Origin of the sequence: Sinanaerobacter chloroacetimidivorans, assembly GCF_018128545.1 — a bacterium.
GTDB classification, from domain to species: Bacteria; Bacillota; Clostridia; order Peptostreptococcales; family Anaerovoracaceae; genus Sinanaerobacter; species Sinanaerobacter chloroacetimidivorans.
Genome location: NZ_JAGSND010000010.1, coordinates 67,123 through 87,223 on the forward strand (window position 1 = coordinate 67,123; position 20,101 = coordinate 87,223).

Sequence of the window (20,101 nt, forward strand, 5' to 3'; positions counted from 1 at the left end):
CCAGGCTTATCATAACGATTCCATTTTTATCTTTAAAATCAGGTCTATTTTCTTTACAAAATTATAAAAATTAAAAAGGTCAGTTGTCAGTAATTTATGAAATTATCTAGGTCAATTTCTAAATCATTTATACGAATTTATATAGTTTTTGAACCAGAATCGATCCGGCGATAATTTTTAACGCATCACCTATAAGGAATGGAATGACGCATAAGAAAAGTGCTTCTACAACAGCCATACCGGTTAGGTACATGAACCATAGGGTGCCTAACAGGTAGCAGGCGGCAAGACCGGCTGCCATAGCGATGATGCTCTTATAATAATTTCTGCCCATTTTTTCAATCAGGAAACCGGTGAGCCAGGCAGCAGCTATATACCCGATAATATAACCGCCGGTTGGGCCTGTAACGATTCCCATCCCTCCGGTAAAATTGGAGAATACCGGTAAACCGACCGCCCCAACAAAAACGTAAACAATTTGGCTGATCGCTCCGCCCTTGGAACCCAGCAGACCGCCTGCCAGGAATACGGAAAGTGTTGCCAGATTGATTGGAACCGGAGTAAAGGGCAATGGAATTGAAATCATGGAACATACGGCTGTCAAAGCAGCAAAGAGGCCATATAAAATAATTTGTTTCGTTTTCATAGCAAAAGCTCCTTTTCTTAAATCTATTTTGATTATAGAGCTTTCCATGAGGAATTGTCAACTAAAATTACAAATAAGGTTTACAATCAAATCGGTGATCTGTTTACAATAAAGAAAAACATTGACTTTAGTGCTTTAAAGTGATAATATTATAACGTGATAAATTAGAATAGGCCAGCCTTCCATTTGCACTGCAAATTTTGCAGGCCAAGGATAGAAGGATCGGAAATGAAAAAAATAATCAGAGAAATGAATGATAAATCAGTTTCATTATAATGAAAGATTAGATTATGAATAAGAAATCAGATCAATTAAAAGGAGATCAGCCATGAGAAAGTATGACAGAATTACACCGGAAGGAACCAGAGACCTGCTTTTTGAAGAATGTGCCGCACAGAAAGGAATTCTGAATCAATTGAGAGAAACCTTTGAGGCAAGGATGTACCATGAAGTCATCACGCCGGGCTTTGAATTTTATGACGTTTTTTCCTCGAGCTCCATGTACTTCCCTCAGGAAAGCATGTATAAGCTCATTGATCATAAAGGAAGGCTGCTTGCAATGCGGGCGGATTCCACGATTCCAATTGCCCGACTGACAGCTACCAAGCTGAAAGGCCATGCCTTACCCCTTCGCTTATACTATGCCCAGCGAATTTACAGGCAGCAGCCGGAGCTAAGGGGAAGAAGCAGTGAAACCATGCAGATGGGCATCGAACTCATTGGGCTTTCTACCTTTGAATCAGATATTGAAGTTCTGACAACGGGTATTGAAGCTCTGGCGGCCTGCTGCGGGGAAGATTTCCGGCTGGAGCTGGGTCATATCGGAATCTTTAAGCTGCTTATGGAAGATTTGGACGCTACTTCTGAACAAAAGGAAAATATACACTCCCTGATTTCTTCAAAGAACTATGCAGGACTTGCGGATTTACTGGAAGCTTTTCCGGCAAGCCAGACGGTGGAAATCCTGAAGGAGCTGCCCAAATTGTTCGGGGGCAAAGAAGCTCTGGAGAAGGCCAGAATTCTGTTTAACGGCTATGATTCAAAGCTGATAGAGATGCTTTCCTATTTGGAACGTATTTACCAGGGCTTAATAGAATTGAATATTTCGGGAATAGAAAATCTTCAGGATAAAGTGATGATCGACTTTGGGCTGGTACATCAGGCTGAATATTACAGTTCTTTAATCTTCAGAGGATACATCTCTTCTGCCGGAGAACATGTTTTATCCGGGGGCAGATATGATGAACTTTTCAAGGACTTTGGAGAGAATCTTCCCGCTACAGGCTTCGGCATCAACGTGGATCAGCTTGCAGCAAAAAGACTGAAAGAGATGGATTACAATGCTAAAGCGGAAAAAGCGGTAAGTGATTCCGGAACCCCCGAAAAAAATATCAGAATTGCTTTGACAAAAGGAAGATTGGAAAAGAACTTCATGGATCTTTTCGATACTATAGGATATGACTGCGTAAACCTGAAGGAAAAGGGCAGAAAGCTATTGCTTCCCATCCCGAATAAGGATATTGACGTAGTTCTTGCAAAAGCCGCCGATGTCATCACCTATGTGGAGCATGGCGTCTGCGATGTGGGAATTGTAGGGAAGGATACCATACTGGAAAGCGGAGGAACCTTCTATGAGGTTCTGGATCTCGGCTTCGGAAAATGCAGATTTGCACTGGCCGTACCAAAGGGATCGGATTTTTACAGCGGATACAGTACAAAAAGAATCGCAACCAAATATCCCAAAGTCGCCAGTACCTATTTTGAATCCAAGGGAATGGACGTGGAAGTCATAAAAATTGAAGGTTCCGTTGAACTGGCACCGCTGCTCTCCCTGGCGGATGGAATTGTGGATATTGTAGAAACGGGCACCACCTTGAGAGAGAACGGGCTGGAGGTCATTGAGGAAATCCGCGGCGTATCTGCCAGACTGATTGTCAATATAGCGAGCATGAAAATGAAAAAAACAGAGATTGATCGGCTGATAGCAGATATCCAGCAGAAGGTGAGGGGATAAGATGAAAGTAATCTATACAGATAAACAGGCGGAATTTCAGTTTCTTGATGAGATGAACCGGAGAGCCGGCGAGGTAAATTTTTCTGTCAGCGAATCCGTCCTTGGGATTCTGAAGGATGTAAGCATGAAAGGTGATAAAGCGGTACGGGAATACGGTGAAAAGTTTGACGGTGCATGCCCTGCATCCTTTGAAATCTCAAAAGATGAGATGAAAAAAGCCTATGACGCGGCGGATGAACGCTTCCGGAATGCTTTAATTCACGCAAAGGAGAATATTACCCGGTATCATGAACAACAGGTGCAAAAGGGCTATGAACTGAAAAAAGAAAACGGGGTGATCCTGGGTCAGATCATTCGAGGCCTCAACCGTGTGGGAATTTATGTTCCCGGCGGAACTGCCGCTTATCCCTCAACAGTATTGATGAACGCCATTCCGGCAAAAATTGCAGGGGTTGAAGAGATTATTATGGTGACGCCGCCTCTGGTTGAGAAGGATGACACAGGAAACCTCACTTGCAGAGCCAATCCCGATATTCTGGCCGCTGCCTGTCTGGCAGGTGTTGACAGAGTCTTCCTGTCGGGAGGTGCACAGGCGGTGGCCGCCCTGACTTACGGTACCGAAAGCTTCCCTAGAGTGGACAAGATTGTAGGCCCGGGAAATATATACGTAGCAACTGCGAAAAAGCTTCTTTTCGGCCAGGTGGATATCGACATGATTGCAGGGCCCAGTGAAATTTTAATTCTTGCAGACGAAACGGCAAACCCCAGGTACCTCGCAGCGGACCTCATGAGCCAGGCGGAGCATGATCCCTTGTCTTCAGCCGTATTGCTGACCAGGTCGGAAGCAATCGCGAAGAACACCTTAAACGAGATTGAACTTCAGCTGAAGGGCTTGGACAGAAAAGATGTCATACGGCAATCTCTGGAGAACTGCAGCGCTATAATGGTTTGCAGCGGAATGGAGGAGATGCTTGAACTTGCCGATCTCATTGCACCGGAACATTTGGAACTTATGGTAAAAGACCCTATGGACTATGTAAATAAAATTAAAAATGCAGGTTCTGTCTTCTGCGGCGATTATTCGCCGGAACCGCTGGGAGATTACCTTGCCGGAACCAATCATGTCCTTCCGACTTCGGGAACGGCCAGATTTTCTTCACCTTTGGGAGTCTACAGCTTTGTAAAGAAGATGAGCTATACCTGCTATACACGGGATGCCCTGGCTCAGGATAAGGACGACATCATTACCATTGCCGAAAAAGAAGGACTTGGCGCCCATGCAAATTCAGTAAAAGTGAGGTTTGAATAAGATGACATATCAATTAAATGACAAAGTAAAAGACCTGATACCCTATGATGCGGTGGCAGGTGACTATAAAATCAGGTTGGATGCCAATGAAAGCTTTATCAATCCGGGAACTCAGTTTCAAGAGGAAATTCTGTCCGCTGTGGCCGGTATTGAACTGAATCGTTATCCGGATTCCAAGGCAACAGAGCTTTGCAGAAAATTTGCGGCGTTCTATGGTGTGGATCCTGAGAGAGTGGTCGCGGGAAACGGATCTGATGAATTGATCACCGTGATCCTGGGTGCCTTCTTAAGGCCGCAGGATAAGCTGCTTCTTTTTTCTCCGGATTTCTCCATGTATCAGTTCTATGGCGTAACCTACGAAAAAGAGGGGATCGTCGTAGAAAAAAATACGGAACTGGTGCTGACCGCAGACCTGGCTATTGAAGCCATTGAAAAGGCGAAGCCTCAGGCAGTTGTGCTTTCGAATCCGTGCAGTCCCACTTCATTGGTGATCAGCCGGGACGATGCGGAAAAAATAGTTCGCAGTACGGATGCATTGGTGATCATTGATGAGGCTTATATGGAGTTTTCTGATCAGTCCATCATGGATCTCACGACAGCATACGATAATCTGATCATTCTGAAGACCTGTTCCAAGGCCCTGGGGCTTGCTGCCATCAGATTGGGGTTTGCGGTTTCTTCAAAAAGTATCATCAACGCCTTGCATTGTGTAAGATCCCCATATAACGTAAACGGACTTACCCAGGCAGTGGGCTGTGTTATTTTCTCCCATCCTGAATATATCAGGCAGGCGGCGGCAGAAATAAAAAAATCCAGGGATTATTTGTATCAGGAGTTTTTGAAATTCCAGGGAGAAAATCAGATGATCAGAATCATGAAACCGGAAACCAATTTTCTGTTTGTTGAAATGAAAGATGCGGAATTAATTTATACGGAGTTGAAAAAAGAATCCATTATTGTTAGACGGTTGGGAGATTTTCTCAGGATCACCGCCGGAACCAAAGAAGAAAATGACAGCCTTGTAGAGGCTCTCGGTAAAATTTTCAGGAGGTTGGAAGAATGAGAACGGGAACGGTACAAAGAGAAACCAGGGAAACGCAAATTCAGCTGGCATTTCATGCGGATGGTACGGGTATGGCCGAGATCAAAACCGGCGTAGGATTTTTCGATCATATGCTTACAGGGTTTGCGGTACACAGCGGATTTGATTTAACGGTAAGCTGCAAGGGGGACCTGCAGGTGGACTGCCACCATACCATTGAAGATATTGGAATTTGCCTGGGCATGGCATTCCGCCAGGCTCTGGCTGACAAAAATGGAATTGCCAGGTATGGAACCTTTACCATTCCTATGGACGAAGCCCTGGCATCCTGCAGCGTCGATATCGGCGGAAGACCTTATCTGGTTTTCAATGCGGAATTCGGTGATTATCGCCTGGGAGATATGGATTCTGCTATGGTGGAGGAATTCTTCAGAGCCTTTGCCATGAATGCGGGAGTTACGCTCCATATCAACCTCTATTACGGGAAAAATGATCATCACAAGGCTGAGGCGATCTTCAAGGCTTTTGCCCATGCTTTAAAAGCAGCGGTGAAAATGGAGAGCAGCGGGATTTTATCCTCGAAAGGCACATTGTAAGGAGACTACAGAATGATTGGAATTATCGATTACGGAGCAGGGAATTTATTCAGTGTAAAAAATGCCCTTGACTATTTAGGTTTTAATAATTTTATTACATCTTCACCAGATGAAATGCGAGAGGCAGATAAACTGATCCTGCCCGGCGTAGGAGCATTCCCTGATGCTATGAAGATGCTCCGGGATGCGGGTCTGGATGGGGTGATCAGGGAAGAAGCGTCAAAAAAACCGCTGCTTGGTATCTGCCTGGGAATGCAGATGCTCTTTGAATACGGATACGAGTTTGAGAAAACGGAGGGCCTGTCTCTGATTCCGGGAGAGGTATCACTGATATATGCTCCCGGTCTGAAAATCCCGCACATGGGCTGGAGTGATGTAAAGACGGAAAACTCCTGTGTGCTCTCCGAAGGAATTGAAGATGGTGCAAGACTTTATTATGTTCATTCCTATAAAGCGGATACCGATAGAAAATACATTTCACTCTACAGTGAATATGGCCAGCTGATTCCCGGTTTGGTTTTTAAAGATAATGTATTTGGAACTCAATTTCATCCTGAAAAGAGCGGGGAAATCGGCTTGAGAATACTAAAGAATTTTGGAGGACTGAAATAAATGATCATATTACCCGCAATTGACATCCAGAACGGTCAGTGTGTCAGACTTACGAAAGGAGATTTTGCTACGGTGGAGAAGGTGGCAGAAGACCCTTTGGAAACAGCCCTGGACTTCCAAAATCAGGGGGCAGCGTGGATCCATATGGTGGATTTGGATGGAGCAAAGGAAGGGAGCAGGATAAACAGCTCCGTTTTTCTGAATGTAGCGAGAAACACCGGACTGAAGGTGGAACTCGGCGGAGGCATCAGAACCATGGAAAGTATTGATTATTACATCGGCGCAGGTATTTCACGGGTGATTTTAGGCTCTGCCGCCATATCCGATCCTGAACTGGTAAAAACAGCAGTGGAGAAATACGCAGATCAAATTGCCATAGGCATAGATGCCAGAAATGAGATGGTATCCGGTCAGGGTTGGCTGAACGACAGCAGCATTCATTATCTGGAACTCGCCAAGAGGATGGAATCGCTGGGTGTTCAGTATATGATCTATACGGACATCTCCAAGGACGGAACCTTGTCGGGACCAAATCTTACGCAGTTATCCTGCATCAATGAAGCGGTGAGCTGCAAGATCATCGCCAGCGGAGGAATCCACACCATGGAGGATATTAAGGCGTTGGAAGAAATGGGACTCTATGGCGCCATCTGCGGGAAGTCTATTTACAAAGGCACCTTGTCCTTAAAGGAAGCGGTGGAATACTGCAGAAAAAAAGAATCAGGAAAGGAGTAAGCCTATGCTGGCTAAAAGAATCATCCCTTGCCTTGATGTTCAGAACGGAAAGGTGGTAAAGGGAATCAATTTTGTAGGAATCAAAGAAGTTGGCGACCCGGTGGACTGTGCCATTGCTTATGACGAGCAGGGGGCCGATGAAATTGTTTTTTTAGATATCACTGCCACCCATGAAGGAAGGGGAACCATGCTGGACGTTGTAAGCAGAACAGCCAGAAATGTTTTTGTCCCTCTTACCGTAGGAGGCGGGATCAGAACGGTGGAAGATTTCAGGGATCTTTTATTGGCAGGAGCGGATAAGGTTTCGGTAAATTCCGCGGCAATCAGAAATCCTGCCATCATTTCCGAAGCGGCGGCCAGATTTGGCAGCCAATGTGTCGTCGTAGCCATCGATGGAAAAAAAGCAGAAAACGGGAAGTACCATGTATTTATTAACGGCGGCAGAATCGACACGGGCCTGGACGTAGTTCAATGGGCTATGGAAGCAGAAAAGCTGGGGGCAGGTGAAATTCTTCTGACCTCCATGGATGCCGACGGCACAAAACAGGGATTTGATATCGACATGCTCAATGCGGTCTGCAGCGTGGTGAATATTCCGGTTATCGCTTCCGGAGGCTGCGGTGAATTGCCACACTTCACGGAAGTGTTTCAAAAGACATCTACAGATGCGGCCCTTGCCGCTTCCATCTTTCACTATGGAGAGCTTACCGTAAAGCAAGTAAAAAAAGAATTGGAAACCAATGATTTACCTGTGAGATTGGTGTAATATAACAGTAGATTCTAATATGGAAAATTTGTAGATAGGTGTGTATTGATAAGAGAAGATAACGGAAACGGTTAGAAACAGATAGGAGTTTAGAAAATGGATTTGACGAAGTTTTTCGCAAAGTCGCCGCTGATCCCGGCCATTATTCAGGAAAAGAGAACCAATGAAGTGCTGATGCTGGCTTATATGAATGAAGAAAGCCTAAAAAAAACGCTGGAGTCAGGATATACCTGGTTTTTCAGCCGATCCAGAAATGAACTTTGGAATAAAGGAGCCACCTCCGGTCATTTTCAGAAAGTGGTAAGCATTACCTCAGACTGTGATGATGATACCCTTTTAATTTTGGTGGAACAAACGGGCCCGGCTTGCCATACGGGTAACCACAGCTGTTTTTATGAGACAGGAGATATCGTGAAATTTGACGATACCGTACCGGATAAGGCAGAGAACGGGGAGAAAGCGTTAAAAACTGATGACGAAGCTTTAAGCGATTTGTATCAAGTGGTTCTGGATCGAAAAGCAACCTTTACGGAAGGATCCTATACCTGTTATCTCTTTGAAAAAGGATTGGATAAAATTTTGAAGAAATGCGGTGAAGAATGCAGTGAGGTGCTGATTGCCGCAAAAAATTTATCTTCAGCAGCTGATGAGGCCAGAGCAAAAGAAGCCCGGGAAGACGTTAAGAATGAGATCTGTGATCTTCTTTATCATCTCACCGTACTGATGGCAGAGCAGAATATCCCTCTGGACGACATCAATCAGATCCTGAAAGAGCGAAGCCGAAAGATCGGCAACCTGAAGAAGTTCCATGAAACGGACCATTCCAGTTAAGGGAGATCAGAATCGATATTGTTTTTTAATCACTGCATTACAAGAGGCTATCCTAAAACAAACTGTTCGTAGTTTTCATATTTTCGTAACCTTATCTCATGGTTTTTCCTTCGCAAAAATGTGACAAGTCACATTATTTGCTGGGATTGCTGAAGCAATCTAGGAAAAACCTAATTCGACTCGGTTGAAAATATAAGAAAACTACTCAACGTTTTTATTTAAGATAGCCTTTATATATGCAGTGATTAAAAGTTAATTCCGAAGCCTGATACTGATCTCACCTGAGTTTAAGGTGTCCGTACTCCCGTCTTCATAACGAACCACGAGTCCGCCGTCACTGTCGATATCTACTGCAGTGGCAGGTACGGGAGGGGGCACGTCTGAACCGGAAGAAGAACTGATCCTTTGCATAATGTTGATTTCTTTTCCAAGAACGAAGGATCGTTCTTTGTATTCGGGGATGAAGGAACGGGATTCCAGATCTTGATGGATGGAAAGAACCTCATTGATTACCTCTGCTATAAGCTGATTTCTTGAAATCTGTTTTGTTCCCGTTTTTTTCAGATCCTCTGTCTTATGAAACAGAGAGCCGGCAATATCTTTTAGTTCTTCAGGAAAAGAAACCTTTGCAGTTGTAAAATTAATGCCTATACCTAAAATGATATGCTCGATATGACCGCTTTCGAAGTCGGTAACAGCCTCGGTCAGAATTCCGCATATTTTCTTCCCTTTCATATAGATATCGTTTACCCACTTGATTTCACAACGGATCCCGGTAACTTTTTCGATTGCTTTACAAACCGCAACCGAAGCGGCGGTAGTAATCAAAACGGATTTTGCCACGTCAAAGCCGGGCTTCAGTATCAGGCTCATATAAATCCCGCTATCCGCAGGAGAATAAAAGCTGCGTCCCATACGGCCCCGGCCCTTTGACTGCTCTTCCGCAATCACCACCGTTCCGGGAGCCGCCCCGTCCAGAGCCATTTTCTTTGCCGTCAAATTGGTTGATTCCAATAATTTATATACGAAGACCTTCTCTTCCATATTGGCTGACTGTAAATGCGGGAGGATTCCTTGAACGGAGATTCTGTCATTATCTTCCGTTAAACAATAGCCTTTATTCGTAATGGCATCGATCGCGTAACCTTCTTTGCGTAATTCCTTGATTGCCTTCCAAATGGCAGCCCTGGAGACTTCCAGATGATTTGCCAATTCTTCTCCGGAGATCGTCTGCCCCTTTTTTTCTTCTAATATCTTAAGTACACTAAGCTTCGTAGACATTCTTTCCACCACCTGTCTTGGGACTTGCCGGCTTTAAAAGATATCTTTCCGGCAGACTTTACGTATGAACTGATTATAAAGTGACTGATAGAATTGTGTCAAGATAGGTTGTAGGGGAATTCAAGTTGCGTTATAATAAATAACTGCGAATCAACTAGAGTACTTTCATGTATGCAGGTGATTTCTAACAGGGGGTATATGATTATGAAAAGAATAGGGAAAAACACCATACTGGTTTTTTTTACTGCAGCAATTCTGTTGTTTGGTATAACAGGATGTGCGAAAGCTGATACTAATTCAAAGGAGCCTTTTTCTGTTGCTCACGAGACAACAGCTGAAAGCGATGAATATTTGGAAATCAATCTGGATCTTCCGGCTTTATCTGGTTTTGAGACGGCGCCGGAAATCAATAAGATGATTGCAAAAAGCATGGATGCTGCCAAAAAAGAGGTTGAAGAGGCCGCGGAGAGTATGAAGGAGGCCGGAGGGGGCGCTGCTAAAGCAGGTCTGGGCAGCAGTTTTCAATATTCGCAGAGCGGCGATATCGTTTCTTTGTGGATCATGTGGAGCAACTACACCGGAGGGGCCCATGGCCTCTATTGGATTGAACCTTACACCTTCAACATTTCAACAAATGAAATTTATCAATTTCAAAGTCTTTTTCAAAAGGGTAAAGATCTCAGCATGATCACTGACAAAATCTTATCGGAGATTACGGAGAGTCAGGATTATTATTTCCCGGAAGCGAAAGAGACGGTAAAGAATTACAAGGGCGGCTATCCGTTTTACATAAACGGCAATAAAATTACAGTATTCTTCTCACTGTATGAGATAGCCCCTTACGCTGCAGGAATCCGATATTTTGAGTTTGATGCGGAAGAACTCAAAGAGCTTTTAAAGCCTGAGATCTATAATGCAATCAAGGATACGGAACCGGTTGAAACCGGAGAGTCTGACGCGGATAACTAAAGAAGAAAGCCGGAAAGGAGAGTTTTGTGTTCAAAATTTTAAAATATTATAAGCCTTATACAATCAGTATTATAATGGTTGTATTTCTGCTGTTTTTACAAGCCATGACGGATCTGGCTCTGCCGGATTACATGTCTAAAATTATAGATCTGGGTATCATTGCAGGAAACATTCCTTATATTTATACCAAAGGAATTCAAATGGTGCTGCTGGCTTTCGGCAGTGTAGCGTGCGCTGCGCTGGTAAGCTTTTATGCCTCCAGAATCGGGGCCAAGTCGTCCAGAAATATCAGGAATGCCGTATTCGAAAAGGTATCGGAATTTGCGAATCCCGAGTTTGATCATTTTACGACAGCATCTCTGATTACCCGCTCTACCAATGACATCCAACAGATCCAAATGGTTACCATTATGATGCTGCGAATGGTGCTGTTGGCTCCTGTGATGGGTATCGGAGCACTTTTAAGAGCATATTATAAAAGTCCGTCTCTTTCCTGGACCATTATACTGGCCCTGGCTCTGATCCTTGGCATCATGCTGGTTATCTTTACCATCACCATGCCCAAGTTCAAACTGACACAGAAGCTTGTGGACCAGTTGAATTTAGTGATGAATGAAAGACTGTCCGGAGTCATGGTGATACGTTCTTTTAATACGGAGGAAAAAGAGAGATCCCGATTTGATGATGTTAACAAGGACCTGACAGCTTTGAACCTGTTCATCAACCGTACAATGGTAATTATGATGCCCATCATGATGTTTATCATGAATTTCATTTCCATCGTTATTATTTGGGTAGGATCAAAATACGTAGATCTGGGAGGTATCCTGGTAGGGGATATGTTGGCCTTCATGCAGTATACCATGCAGATCATCATTTCTTTTCTGATGATTTCCATGGTCTTTATTATGCTGCCCAGGGCGCTTGTTTCCGTCCAGAGAATTTCGGAAGTATTGATGGCTGAGCCCAGCATACTGGATCCGCCGGAAAAGGAGCAGCTGGGTCATAGATTTAGCCCGGAGAAAAAAGGGCTTGTAGAATTCCGGAATGTATCTTTCCGTTATCCCGACGCAGACGATTATGCTTTGCTGAACATTTCCTTTACCGCTAAGCCCGGTGAAACCACGGCTTTTATCGGCAGTACCGGAAGCGGAAAAACGACTTTGGTAAACCTGATCCCCAGGTTCTACGACGCTACGGAAGGAGAAGTTCTGGTGGAGGGAATCAATGTCAGTGAAGTGTCACAAAATTCACTGCGGGATAAAATTGGCTATGTACCGCAAAAAGGTGTTTTGTTTTCCGGAACGATAGAATCCAATCTGCGTTATGCAGATGAAGATGCCGGGGAGGAAGCCCTGCTTCATGCTGCGGCTGTCGCCCAGGCTGAGGATTTTATCCGCGAAAAGCCGGAAGGTATGCAGTCCGCTATCTCCCAGGGAGGCACCAATGTCTCCGGAGGGCAGAAGCAAAGACTTTCCATTGCCAGAGCTTTAGTAAAAAAGCCGGACATTTATATCTTCGATGATAGCTTTTCCGCACTGGATTTTAAAACGGATGCCGCATTGAGGCGCGCATTGAAGGAAGATATCGGAGACGCCACCGTTCTCATCGTAGCGCAGCGTATTGGCACCATCAAAAATGCGGATCAGATCATAGTCCTGGATCAGGGCAATATTGTCGGCATAGGCACTCATAAGGAGTTGATGTCGCAGTGTCAGGTTTATCAGGAAATTGCGTTGTCCCAGCTGGCAAAGGAGGAATTGGCATGAGTGAGAATAAAAAAACTCCTATGGGCAGAGGTCCGGGAGCCGGCAGGGGACCCGGTCCCGGAAGAGGACCTCAGGGCATGATGCCTGGGGAAAAGGCGAAAAATTTTAAAGGCACCATGAAAATGCTTTTGCAATATATCAAGCCTTATCAATTTAAAATTATATTGGTGTTTTTGTTCTCAATAATAAGCACCGTATTTTCCATTTTGTCCCCGGCCATTCTCGGGAATGCAACGGATGTTATTGTAACGGGTGTCAGTGCCGGCGGCATTGACTTTGAGGCTTTATTCAGGATTCTGACTTTTTTAATGGCACTTTATATATTGAGTTTGTTGTTTGGTTATTTTCAGGGATTTATCATGGCCGGCGTGTCTCAGAATATTACGTATCAATTGAGGAAAAGCATGTCCGAAAAGCTGGATCGCCTTCCCTTAAAGTATTTTGATACGAAGACCCATGGTGAAATTTTAAGCCGTGTTACCAATGATATTGACACGGTAAACACCACATTAAGCCAAAGTCTCGCCCAGATGGTTTCCAGCATCACCACCATTGCAGGGGTGCTGGTGATGATGATTTCCATTAATCTGATCCTCACTTTGGTGGCTTTGATCGTGCTGCCCCTTTCCTTCCTGCTGATAAGGATCGTTATCAAACGTTCCCAGGGACACTTTAAGGATCAGCAGAGGTATTTGGGGGAACTCAACGGACACATCGAGGAAATGTATACCGGCCATGTAGTTGTAAAGGCGTTTAACGGTGAAGCCGCTTCCATCAATACCTTCCGGGGCATTAACGACAAACTTTGCGAGTCGGCGTGGAAATCACAGTTTCTATCGGGTTTAATGATGCCACTGATGGGATTCGTGGGAAATCTGGCTTACATTTTTGTCTGCGTTGTCGGAGGATACCTCGCCGTAAGAGGCACCGTTACCATCGGTAACATTCAGGCCTTTATGCAATATGTCAGAACCTTTCAGCATCCTATTTCACAAACGGCGAATATCGCTAACATCCTGCAGTCTACGGCTGCAGCGGCGGAACGTGTATTTGAGTTTTTAGAGGAAGAGGAGGAGGCTGCAGAGGCGGAAGTTCCTGTCAAACTGGATCTTCATCATCTGAGGGGTGAAGTTTCTTTCCGTAATATATCCTTTGGTTACTCCGACGAAGCACCGCTGATTAATCGATTCAGCATCGATGTGAAATCAGGGCAAAGGGTGGCCATCGTAGGCCCTACAGGAGCAGGAAAAACCACCATTGTGAAGCTTCTGATGCGCTTTTATGAACTGAATGAAGGAGAGATCCGGATTGATGGCGTAAACATTTGCCAACTTTCCCGAAAGGATTTGCACGATATGCTGGGGATGGTTCTTCAAGATACGTGGCTCTTTCACGGCACGATTATGGAGAATATCCGTTACGGCAACATTCATGCTACGGATGAAGAGGTCTACGCTGCCGCCAAAGCAGCACATATTCACCATTTTATTCACACCCTTCCAAATGGGTATCAGATGGTGATCAACGAGGATGCTTCCAATATATCACAGGGGCAAAAGCAGCTGCTCACCATTGCCAGGGCTATTTTGGCAGATACGCCTATCCTGATTCTCGATGAGGCTACCAGCTCCGTTGACACCAGAACGGAGTCCCTGATCCAGAAGGCTATGAACAATTTAATGGAAGACCGAACCAGCTTCATCATCGCTCATAGACTTTCCACTATAAAAGATGCAGACCTGATTCTGGTGATGAATCATGGCGACATTGTTGAGAAGGGAACCCATGAAGAACTCATGAGCCAAAAAGGATTTTACGCGGAGTTATACAACAGCCAGTTTGAGGTATAAAAAATCGGTTTTCTGGGGATGGCTTCATTGGAAAAGGGCTTGCCTGCCGTTCTGCGCGGAGGTATTGGCTGATCCGATTTAAAATATTCAACGGAAAGTCGAATAATTCTTATTGAATTCATAGTACTCCTATTATATAATATGAGTATTAATAGCAATTATTCTATAAATGGTGGGTGGTAAAATGAAGATTTCGACAAAAGGCCGTTATGCTTTACGTCTTATGTTAGACTTGGCGATTAATTATACAGGTGAATATATTTCCATAAAGAGTATTGCAGCCAGACAGGAAATTTCGGAAAAATATCTGGAGCAGATTATAACGCAGCTGAACAAGGCCGGATATGTGAGAAGTGTCAGAGGCGCTCAAGGCGGTTATATGCTGGCAAAGGATCCATCCGAATATACAGTTGGGATGATTCTGAGACTGATGGAGGGAAGCCTGGCTCCCGTAAGCTGTCTGGATGAAGAAACCAATGCCTGCGATCGGGCGGTAGGGTGTGTAACCCAGGAAATCTGGCAAAAGATACAATCGGCGGTTGAAAATGTAGTTGATAATATTACGCTGGCCGACCTGGTAGTGCGATATCAGGAAAAGGCAGAGCCGGTCTACATTATCTAGGTGGAGATCACTATTATCTAGATAACAGTGACAGCCAAAGATGTGCTGCTAATTGATTTTACAGAGGAAACACTCCGGGTATCCCATTTGCCGGAGTGTTTTTTATAGAAATTAATAAAAAACTATTGACATGAAACTGAAATTAGATTAGTATTATTTTAATTTCATAGTAATTTGATAGGAATAGTATTAAATAGTTATGTCGTTCTGTTAAATAAAATAATAAAGGAGATGATCATTATGACAGAGAAACAAAATAAAACATTAAGGTTCGAAACCCTGCAGCTGCATGCCGGACAGGAAAATCCGGACCCCGCTACCGGTGCGAGAGCTGTTCCAATCTATCAAACCTCTTCTTATGTCTTTGAAAATTCTGCTCAGGCTGCAGGCCGATTCGGCCTTACGGAAGGCGGAAATATCTATACAAGAATCATGAATCCAACTTCGGATGCATTCGAGCAGCGTATCAATGCATTGGAGGGCGGAATCGGCGCCCTTGCCACCGCTTCGGGAGCTGCCGCTATTGCCTACTCCGTGCAGAATATCGCTCATGCCGGAGACCATATCGTATCGGCAAAGACCATCTACGGCGGAACCTATAATTTATTTGCACATACTTTGGCCGATTTTGGCATCTCCACAACTTTCGTAGACCCTCTTGAAGAAAACGGATTTGAAAAAGCGATACAGGAAAATACAAAGCTGATCTTCATCGAAAGCCTTGGCAATCCGAATTCCAATGTCATTGATATCGAAGCAGTTGCTGAAGTTGCGCATAAAGCAGGGATCCCTCTTATCGTGGATAATACCTTTGCAACACCATATTTATTAAGACCTATTGAATACGGAGCAGATATCGTTGTTCATTCTGCAACGAAGTTTATTGGCGGTCACGGGACTTCCATCGGCGGAGTGATCGTTGACTCCGGTAAATTTGACTGGGCAGCTTCCGGCAAATTCCCTTATTTAACAGAGCCGGATCCCAGCTACCATGGCGTAACGTTTACAGAGGCAGTGGGCGCTGCAGCCTATATCATCAAGGCTCGTGTTACGCTGCTGAGAGATACCGGCGCATCCCTCAGCCCGTTTAATTCCTTCCTGTTCCTTCAGGGCTTGGAAACTCTTTCGCTGAGAGTGGAACGCCATATTGAGAACACCCTAAGCGTGATTGATTTTCTGAAAAACCATGAGAAGGTAGAGCGTGTAAACCATCCATCCTTAACAGAAGGTACGGAAAAAGCACTTTATGATAAATATTTTCCAAATGGAGCCGCGTCTATCTTCACCTTTGAAATCAAAGGCGGAGCAGAAGAAGCTAAGGCCTTCATCGACAAACTGCAGATCTTTTCACTGCTTGCCAATGTGGCCGATGTAAAGTCCCTGGTCATTCATCCTGCTAGTACCACTCATTCTCAAATGACAGTGGAGGAACTGCTGGATGCTGGTATCAAACCAAATACCATCAGACTATCCATCGGAACAGAGCACATAGACGATCTTATTGAAGATCTGGCTCAGGCATTTCAGTAAGAAAATCTAACCATTTTTTACTGAATTTAATTTGCTGTTTCCATTTTGCCAGTTTAGAATTTCTTGACTTTTCGCTGTTCTAAAGCTAAAATATATGGATATCGGAGATGGAAAGCCAGGCGGCTGACAAATCGGATGAGATTGTCTGCTAAGCAGGCTTGAGAGGAGCGAAAAACCAAAACAACATGATCGAAATAAAAAATTTATCCAAGTTTTTCAGTACGGAAAACGGGGATTTTACAGCTATTAAAAATATCAACCTGACCATCGAAGACGGTGATATCTTTGGCATAATCGGGATGAGCGGTGCAGGAAAAAGTACCCTCATCCGTTGCATCAATCTTTTGGAAAAGCCCAGCGAAGGGCAGATCCTCATAGACGGGCAGGATATCACTTCTTTGGAAGGTCGAAATTTACTTATTCTTCGCAGAAAGATCGGCATGGTCTTTCAGCGGTTTAATCTGCTGATGCAAAGAACCATCCGGGATAATGTAGCGTTCCCGCTGGAAATTGCAGGAGCAGATAAGAAGCAGCGTCTTCAGCGGGCTGAGGAGCTGTTGGACATAGTAGGACTTTCATCAAAAGCAGGAGCCTACCCGGTACAGTTGTCCGGTGGACAGCAGCAGCGTGTTTCCATTGCACGTGCTCTGGCAAATCATCCGACTCTTTTGTTGTGTGATGAGCCTACTTCCGCATTGGACAGCCTTACCACCAATTCCATTTTGAAATTATTGAAAGACATCAATCATAAACTTGGCGTTACCATCATCATTATCACCCATGAGATTTCCGTTGTTGAAAAAATCTGCAATAAGGTTGCGATTATCAATGAGTCCGAAATCGTAGAGCAAGGATTTACAAAAGATATTATTTCAAATCCACAGCAGGAAATAACAAAGCAATTGCTGGAGAGGGGTGAGTTGGTTGAGTGAGTTTTTTGCAGAATACGGGGACATGCTCCTGGAAGGAACCTGGGTTACCCTCTGTATAACGGCTGCGTCCACCTTGTTCTCCTATTTGTTCGGAGTACCGCTGGGTGTTTTGCTGGTGATCAGCCAGCCTCACGGAATCTGGCCCCATAAAAGCTTGAATCTGGTGGCGGGTTGGATCGTCAATATGGGAAGATCCATACCGTTTATCATACTGATGATCTCTCTGATGCCTTTTACCAGGTTGGTCATGGGTACGGCTATCGGCCCAAAGGCCGCCGTTCTGCCGCTCGTTATAGCGGCAACTCCATTTGTGGCGAGAATGGTAGAAAGCTCGCTGCAGGAGGTAGATGCAGGAGTCATCGAGGTAGCTCAGTCCACGGGCTGCAGCACATGGCAGATCGTTTGGAAGGTCATTCTTCCGGAAAGCCTGCCCTCCATTGTTTTAGGCTCTTCCATCAGCTTTATTACCCTGATTGGTTATGTGGCTATGGCAGGTGCTCTCGGCGCAGGAGGTCTCGGAGATATTGCCATCCGTTATGGATTCTATAAATTCCAGACGGATCTGACGATTGCAACGATCATTATTTTAATGATTTTGGTACAGATCATACAGATTTTAGGAAATGGTATTTCGAGAAAAATCGATAAAAGAATAAAAAAATAGAATGAAGAGAGAGGGAAAAAAGATGAAAAAGAAAATTGCACTGATCCTGGTTCTCACACTGACTGTCTTTGCCTTTACTGCTTGCGGCGGCAATGCGGATACAGACAAAGGCAATGCTGACACTGAGACCACCGTTCTGAAAATTGGTGCTTCAACAGTACCGCACGCTGAAATTTTAGAGTTTGTAAAGCCGATTCTGGCAGAAGAAGGAATTGACCTTCAGATCACGGAGTATACGGATTATGTAATTCCGAATACCGCAGTGGAAAGCCATGAACTGGATGCAAACTACTTCCAGCACGTACCGTATCTGGACAGCTTTAATGAAGAAAACGGAACCCATTTGGTTTCTGCCGTAGCGGTGCATTATGAGCCTCTTGGCATATATGCAGGAAAAACAGCCGGCATTGATGCCTTGAAAGACGGCGCTACCATTGCAGTACCCAATGATCCGACCAATGAAGCAAGAGCACTTCTGTTACTGGAACAGGAAGGAATTATTAAGCTAAAGGATGGAGTCGGTCTGGCTGCAACACCAAAGGACATTGTAGAAAATCCTTTGAACATTAAGATCTATGAAGCTGAGGCTGCTGCTGTGGCTCGTTCCACCAAGGACGTAGACCTGGCTGTTATTAACGGAAATTATGCTTTGGAAGCCGGTTTTGTAGCAAAGGACGCTCTGGCACTTGAAAGCTCCGAGTCCGAAGGCGCACAAACCTTCGCCAATATCGTTGCCGTATATGAAGGAGACGAATCCAGACCGGAAATCCAGGCCCTTATAAAAGCTTTAACCTCTGAGGAAGTAAGAGGATTTATTGAAGAGACCTATCAGGGTTCCGTAGTACCTGTATTCTAGGAAGCAAAGTTATATAACAAATAAAAATTATTTAAAATACAATAGAAAACGAAAAGAGGCTGTATCAAAATGATTGAAAAATCATCGAGAGACAGCCTCTCTAACTGTAATAAAAGAGAAAATCCGCATTCCTGATTTACAGTAACTCCTCATTATAGTCTGTAATGATAAGATTTACTCCTTTTTTCCTTATACTGTTCTGCATCTGTGGATCAAGATCGCAGTCTGTAATGATGTGATTAATATCGTTAAATTTACATATGGTTGTAAAGGATACTTTTCCGAATTTACTGGAATCAGTTAAAGCAATGACTTCTTTTGAGCGCTCAATAAATGCTTTTTTCGTTTCAACTTCATCCATTCCGAAATCTGTCAGGCCAGAATTTTCAGAGACTCCGGCAGCTCCCAAAAAGAATTTATCAAAGTGATATTGACGTATCACTCCTCTGGCAACTGGCCCTCCGAGGCAGTTTTCCTTATGTTGCAGCACTCCGCCGACAAGATATACTGTTACATTTGTATTCAAGAAAATATTTGCAATCGTTAGACTTGCGGTAAAAACTGTTATATTACTTCGGTTTCTAAGAACTTTTGCTAATTCAATCGTTGTACTTCCGACATCCAGAACAATCACCTCACCGTCCTTGATAAGGTTTGCTGCCTTCATAACGATGGCACGCTTTTTCTGCAAATTTTCAGTTTCACGTTCGTGGAGCGGAGGTTCGTGTCCAAATGTAGTTCTTGCTAGCATGGCGCCGCCGCGGTACCGAACAATCAATCCTTTCTCATACAGTTTTTGGAGATCCCTCCGTATAGTCATGGGGGATACATTAAACAACTTCTCCAAACTTTCTGATGTTACAGATTCCTGCTGGTACAAAATATTTAATATTTGATTGATACGTTCCGCTTCGTTCATAGAAACCTCCATTTCAGTACGTTGTCTAAATTATAGCAGTTCATTTCTTAAAAATCAATTTTCGGGATTTTCTTATTTTTAAATTTAAAAAGCAAAGACTTGTAATCGTGCCTTTGCCCTTTAAATTTTAATGATATTATGTCTGATTATTTACTAAT

The 20,101-nt window shown here is 44.1% G+C and carries 19 protein-coding genes; 16 read left to right on the forward strand and 3 right to left on the reverse strand.

The features are described from left to right. Window positions 1-127: 127 nt before the first annotated feature. Complete coding sequence (locus KCX82_RS14530) at window positions 128-646, reverse strand: biotin transporter BioY (protein ID WP_227019215.1); 519 nt, start codon at window positions 644-646, stop codon at window positions 128-130. 328 nt (window positions 647-974) lie between these two features. Between KCX82_RS14530 and hisZ the strand changes: the two genes are divergently transcribed. From hisZ to hisIE, 8 genes are all read left to right on the forward strand, one after another. Then, a complete protein-coding gene (hisZ, locus tag KCX82_RS23390) occupies window positions 975-2,660 on the forward strand; it encodes an ATP phosphoribosyltransferase regulatory subunit (RefSeq protein ID WP_465250661.1) in 1,686 nt (561 codons plus the stop codon). 1 nt (window position 2,661) lies between these two features. Continuing rightward, entirely contained in the window at window positions 2,662-3,969 is a 1,308-nt protein-coding gene (gene hisD / locus KCX82_RS14545; RefSeq protein WP_227019216.1) for a histidinol dehydrogenase, read from the forward strand. Window position 3,970: 1 nt separating this feature from the next. Beyond that, on the forward strand, window positions 3,971-5,032 hold the full coding sequence (hisC, locus tag KCX82_RS14550) for a histidinol-phosphate transaminase (RefSeq protein ID WP_227019217.1): 1,062 nt from the start codon (window positions 3,971-3,973) through the stop codon (window positions 5,030-5,032). Continuing rightward, window positions 5,029-5,607: an imidazoleglycerol-phosphate dehydratase HisB gene (hisB, locus tag KCX82_RS14555; RefSeq protein WP_227019218.1), complete on the forward strand. Its 579-nt coding sequence runs from the start codon at window positions 5,029-5,031 to the stop codon at window positions 5,605-5,607. The genes hisC and hisB overlap by 4 nt, the downstream gene beginning before the upstream one ends. A 12-nt stretch (window positions 5,608-5,619) precedes the next feature. After that, window positions 5,620-6,219, forward strand: coding sequence for an imidazole glycerol phosphate synthase subunit HisH (gene hisH, locus KCX82_RS14560; RefSeq protein WP_227019219.1), 600 nt, complete (start codon window positions 5,620-5,622; stop codon window positions 6,217-6,219). Further along, a complete protein-coding gene (hisA, locus tag KCX82_RS14565) occupies window positions 6,220-6,954 on the forward strand; it encodes a 1-(5-phosphoribosyl)-5-[(5-phosphoribosylamino)methylideneamino]imidazole-4-carboxamide isomerase (RefSeq protein ID WP_227019220.1) in 735 nt (244 codons plus the stop codon). A 4-nt stretch (window positions 6,955-6,958) separates the two neighbouring features. Next, on the forward strand, window positions 6,959-7,720 hold the full coding sequence (gene hisF / locus KCX82_RS14570) for an imidazole glycerol phosphate synthase subunit HisF (RefSeq protein ID WP_227019221.1): 762 nt from the start codon (window positions 6,959-6,961) through the stop codon (window positions 7,718-7,720). A 96-nt stretch (window positions 7,721-7,816) separates the two neighbouring features. After that, entirely contained in the window at window positions 7,817-8,551 is a 735-nt protein-coding gene (gene hisIE / locus KCX82_RS14575) for a bifunctional phosphoribosyl-AMP cyclohydrolase/phosphoribosyl-ATP diphosphatase HisIE (RefSeq protein WP_227019222.1), read from the forward strand. A gap of 252 nt (window positions 8,552-8,803) precedes the next feature. Here hisIE and KCX82_RS14580 read toward each other — a convergent pair whose 3' ends face one another. Beyond that, complete coding sequence (locus KCX82_RS14580; RefSeq protein WP_319633357.1) at window positions 8,804-9,832, reverse strand: biotin--[acetyl-CoA-carboxylase] ligase; 1,029 nt, start codon at window positions 9,830-9,832, stop codon at window positions 8,804-8,806. A gap of 204 nt (window positions 9,833-10,036) precedes the next feature. Between KCX82_RS14580 and KCX82_RS14585 the strand changes: the two genes are divergently transcribed. From KCX82_RS14585 to KCX82_RS14620, 8 genes are all read left to right on the forward strand, one after another. After that, window positions 10,037-10,801, forward strand: coding sequence for a DUF3298 and DUF4163 domain-containing protein (locus KCX82_RS14585; protein WP_227019224.1), 765 nt, complete (start codon window positions 10,037-10,039; stop codon window positions 10,799-10,801). 26 nt (window positions 10,802-10,827) lie between these two features. Beyond that, the gene (locus tag KCX82_RS14590) at window positions 10,828-12,570 is read left to right on the forward strand and encodes an ABC transporter ATP-binding protein (RefSeq protein WP_227019225.1); all 1,743 of its coding nucleotides are present in this window, start codon (window positions 10,828-10,830) and stop codon (window positions 12,568-12,570) included. A 20-nt stretch (window positions 12,571-12,590) separates the two neighbouring features. Then, window positions 12,591-14,420, forward strand: a complete 1,830-nt coding sequence (locus tag KCX82_RS14595) for an ABC transporter ATP-binding protein (protein ID WP_465250663.1) — start codon at window positions 12,591-12,593, stop codon at window positions 14,418-14,420. Between the two features lie 184 nt (window positions 14,421-14,604). After that, window positions 14,605-15,042: an RrF2 family transcriptional regulator gene (locus KCX82_RS14600; RefSeq protein ID WP_227019227.1), complete on the forward strand. Its 438-nt coding sequence runs from the start codon at window positions 14,605-14,607 to the stop codon at window positions 15,040-15,042. 240 nt (window positions 15,043-15,282) lie between these two features. Continuing rightward, on the forward strand, window positions 15,283-16,572 hold the full coding sequence (locus KCX82_RS14605; protein ID WP_227019228.1) for an O-acetylhomoserine aminocarboxypropyltransferase/cysteine synthase family protein: 1,290 nt from the start codon (window positions 15,283-15,285) through the stop codon (window positions 16,570-16,572). 185 nt (window positions 16,573-16,757) lie between these two features. After that, window positions 16,758-17,504 (forward strand): methionine ABC transporter ATP-binding protein, encoded by a 747-nt coding sequence (locus tag KCX82_RS14610; protein WP_227019229.1) that lies wholly within the window; start codon window positions 16,758-16,760, stop codon window positions 17,502-17,504. Continuing rightward, on the forward strand, window positions 17,497-18,168 hold the full coding sequence (locus tag KCX82_RS14615) for a methionine ABC transporter permease (protein ID WP_405127701.1): 672 nt from the start codon (window positions 17,497-17,499) through the stop codon (window positions 18,166-18,168). Before KCX82_RS14610 ends, KCX82_RS14615 begins: the two co-directional genes overlap by 8 nt. A gap of 22 nt (window positions 18,169-18,190) precedes the next feature. Next, window positions 18,191-19,024, forward strand: a complete 834-nt coding sequence (locus KCX82_RS14620; protein ID WP_227019230.1) for a MetQ/NlpA family ABC transporter substrate-binding protein — start codon at window positions 18,191-18,193, stop codon at window positions 19,022-19,024. A 136-nt stretch (window positions 19,025-19,160) separates the two neighbouring features. On the opposite strand, the gene KCX82_RS14625 is transcribed toward KCX82_RS14620, so the two are convergent. Then, window positions 19,161-19,943, reverse strand: coding sequence for a DeoR/GlpR family DNA-binding transcription regulator (locus tag KCX82_RS14625; protein WP_227019231.1), 783 nt, complete (start codon window positions 19,941-19,943; stop codon window positions 19,161-19,163). Window positions 19,944-20,101: the final 158 nt, after the last annotated feature.

Excerpts from the sequence above, each read along its gene's own strand:
- KCX82_RS14530 (WP_227019215.1), bottom strand. The coding sequence starts at position 646 with ATGAAAACGAAACAAATTATTTTATATGGCCTCTTTGCTGCTTTGACA.
- hisZ (WP_465250661.1), top strand. The coding sequence starts at position 975 with ATGAGAAAGTATGACAGAATTACACCGGAAGGAACCAGAGACCTGCTT.
- hisD (WP_227019216.1), top strand. The coding sequence starts at position 2,662 with ATGAAAGTAATCTATACAGATAAACAGGCGGAATTTCAGTTTCTTGAT.
- hisC (WP_227019217.1), top strand. The coding sequence starts at position 3,971 with ATGACATATCAATTAAATGACAAAGTAAAAGACCTGATACCCTATGAT.
- hisB (WP_227019218.1), top strand. The coding sequence starts at position 5,029 with ATGAGAACGGGAACGGTACAAAGAGAAACCAGGGAAACGCAAATTCAG.
- hisH (WP_227019219.1), top strand. The coding sequence starts at position 5,620 with ATGATTGGAATTATCGATTACGGAGCAGGGAATTTATTCAGTGTAAAA.
- hisA (WP_227019220.1), top strand. The coding sequence starts at position 6,220 with ATGATCATATTACCCGCAATTGACATCCAGAACGGTCAGTGTGTCAGA.
- hisF (WP_227019221.1), top strand. The coding sequence starts at position 6,959 with ATGCTGGCTAAAAGAATCATCCCTTGCCTTGATGTTCAGAACGGAAAG.
- hisIE (WP_227019222.1), top strand. The coding sequence starts at position 7,817 with ATGGATTTGACGAAGTTTTTCGCAAAGTCGCCGCTGATCCCGGCCATT.
- KCX82_RS14580 (WP_319633357.1), bottom strand. The coding sequence starts at position 9,832 with ATGTCTACGAAGCTTAGTGTACTTAAGATATTAGAAGAAAAAAAGGGG.
- KCX82_RS14585 (WP_227019224.1), top strand. The coding sequence starts at position 10,037 with ATGAAAAGAATAGGGAAAAACACCATACTGGTTTTTTTTACTGCAGCA.
- KCX82_RS14595 (WP_465250663.1), top strand. The coding sequence starts at position 12,591 with ATGGGCAGAGGTCCGGGAGCCGGCAGGGGACCCGGTCCCGGAAGAGGA.
- KCX82_RS14600 (WP_227019227.1), top strand. The coding sequence starts at position 14,605 with ATGAAGATTTCGACAAAAGGCCGTTATGCTTTACGTCTTATGTTAGAC.
- KCX82_RS14605 (WP_227019228.1), top strand. The coding sequence starts at position 15,283 with ATGACAGAGAAACAAAATAAAACATTAAGGTTCGAAACCCTGCAGCTG.
- KCX82_RS14610 (WP_227019229.1), top strand. The coding sequence starts at position 16,758 with ATGATCGAAATAAAAAATTTATCCAAGTTTTTCAGTACGGAAAACGGG.
- KCX82_RS14620 (WP_227019230.1), top strand. The coding sequence starts at position 18,191 with ATGAAAAAGAAAATTGCACTGATCCTGGTTCTCACACTGACTGTCTTT.
- KCX82_RS14625 (WP_227019231.1), bottom strand. The coding sequence starts at position 19,943 with ATGAACGAAGCGGAACGTATCAATCAAATATTAAATATTTTGTACCAG.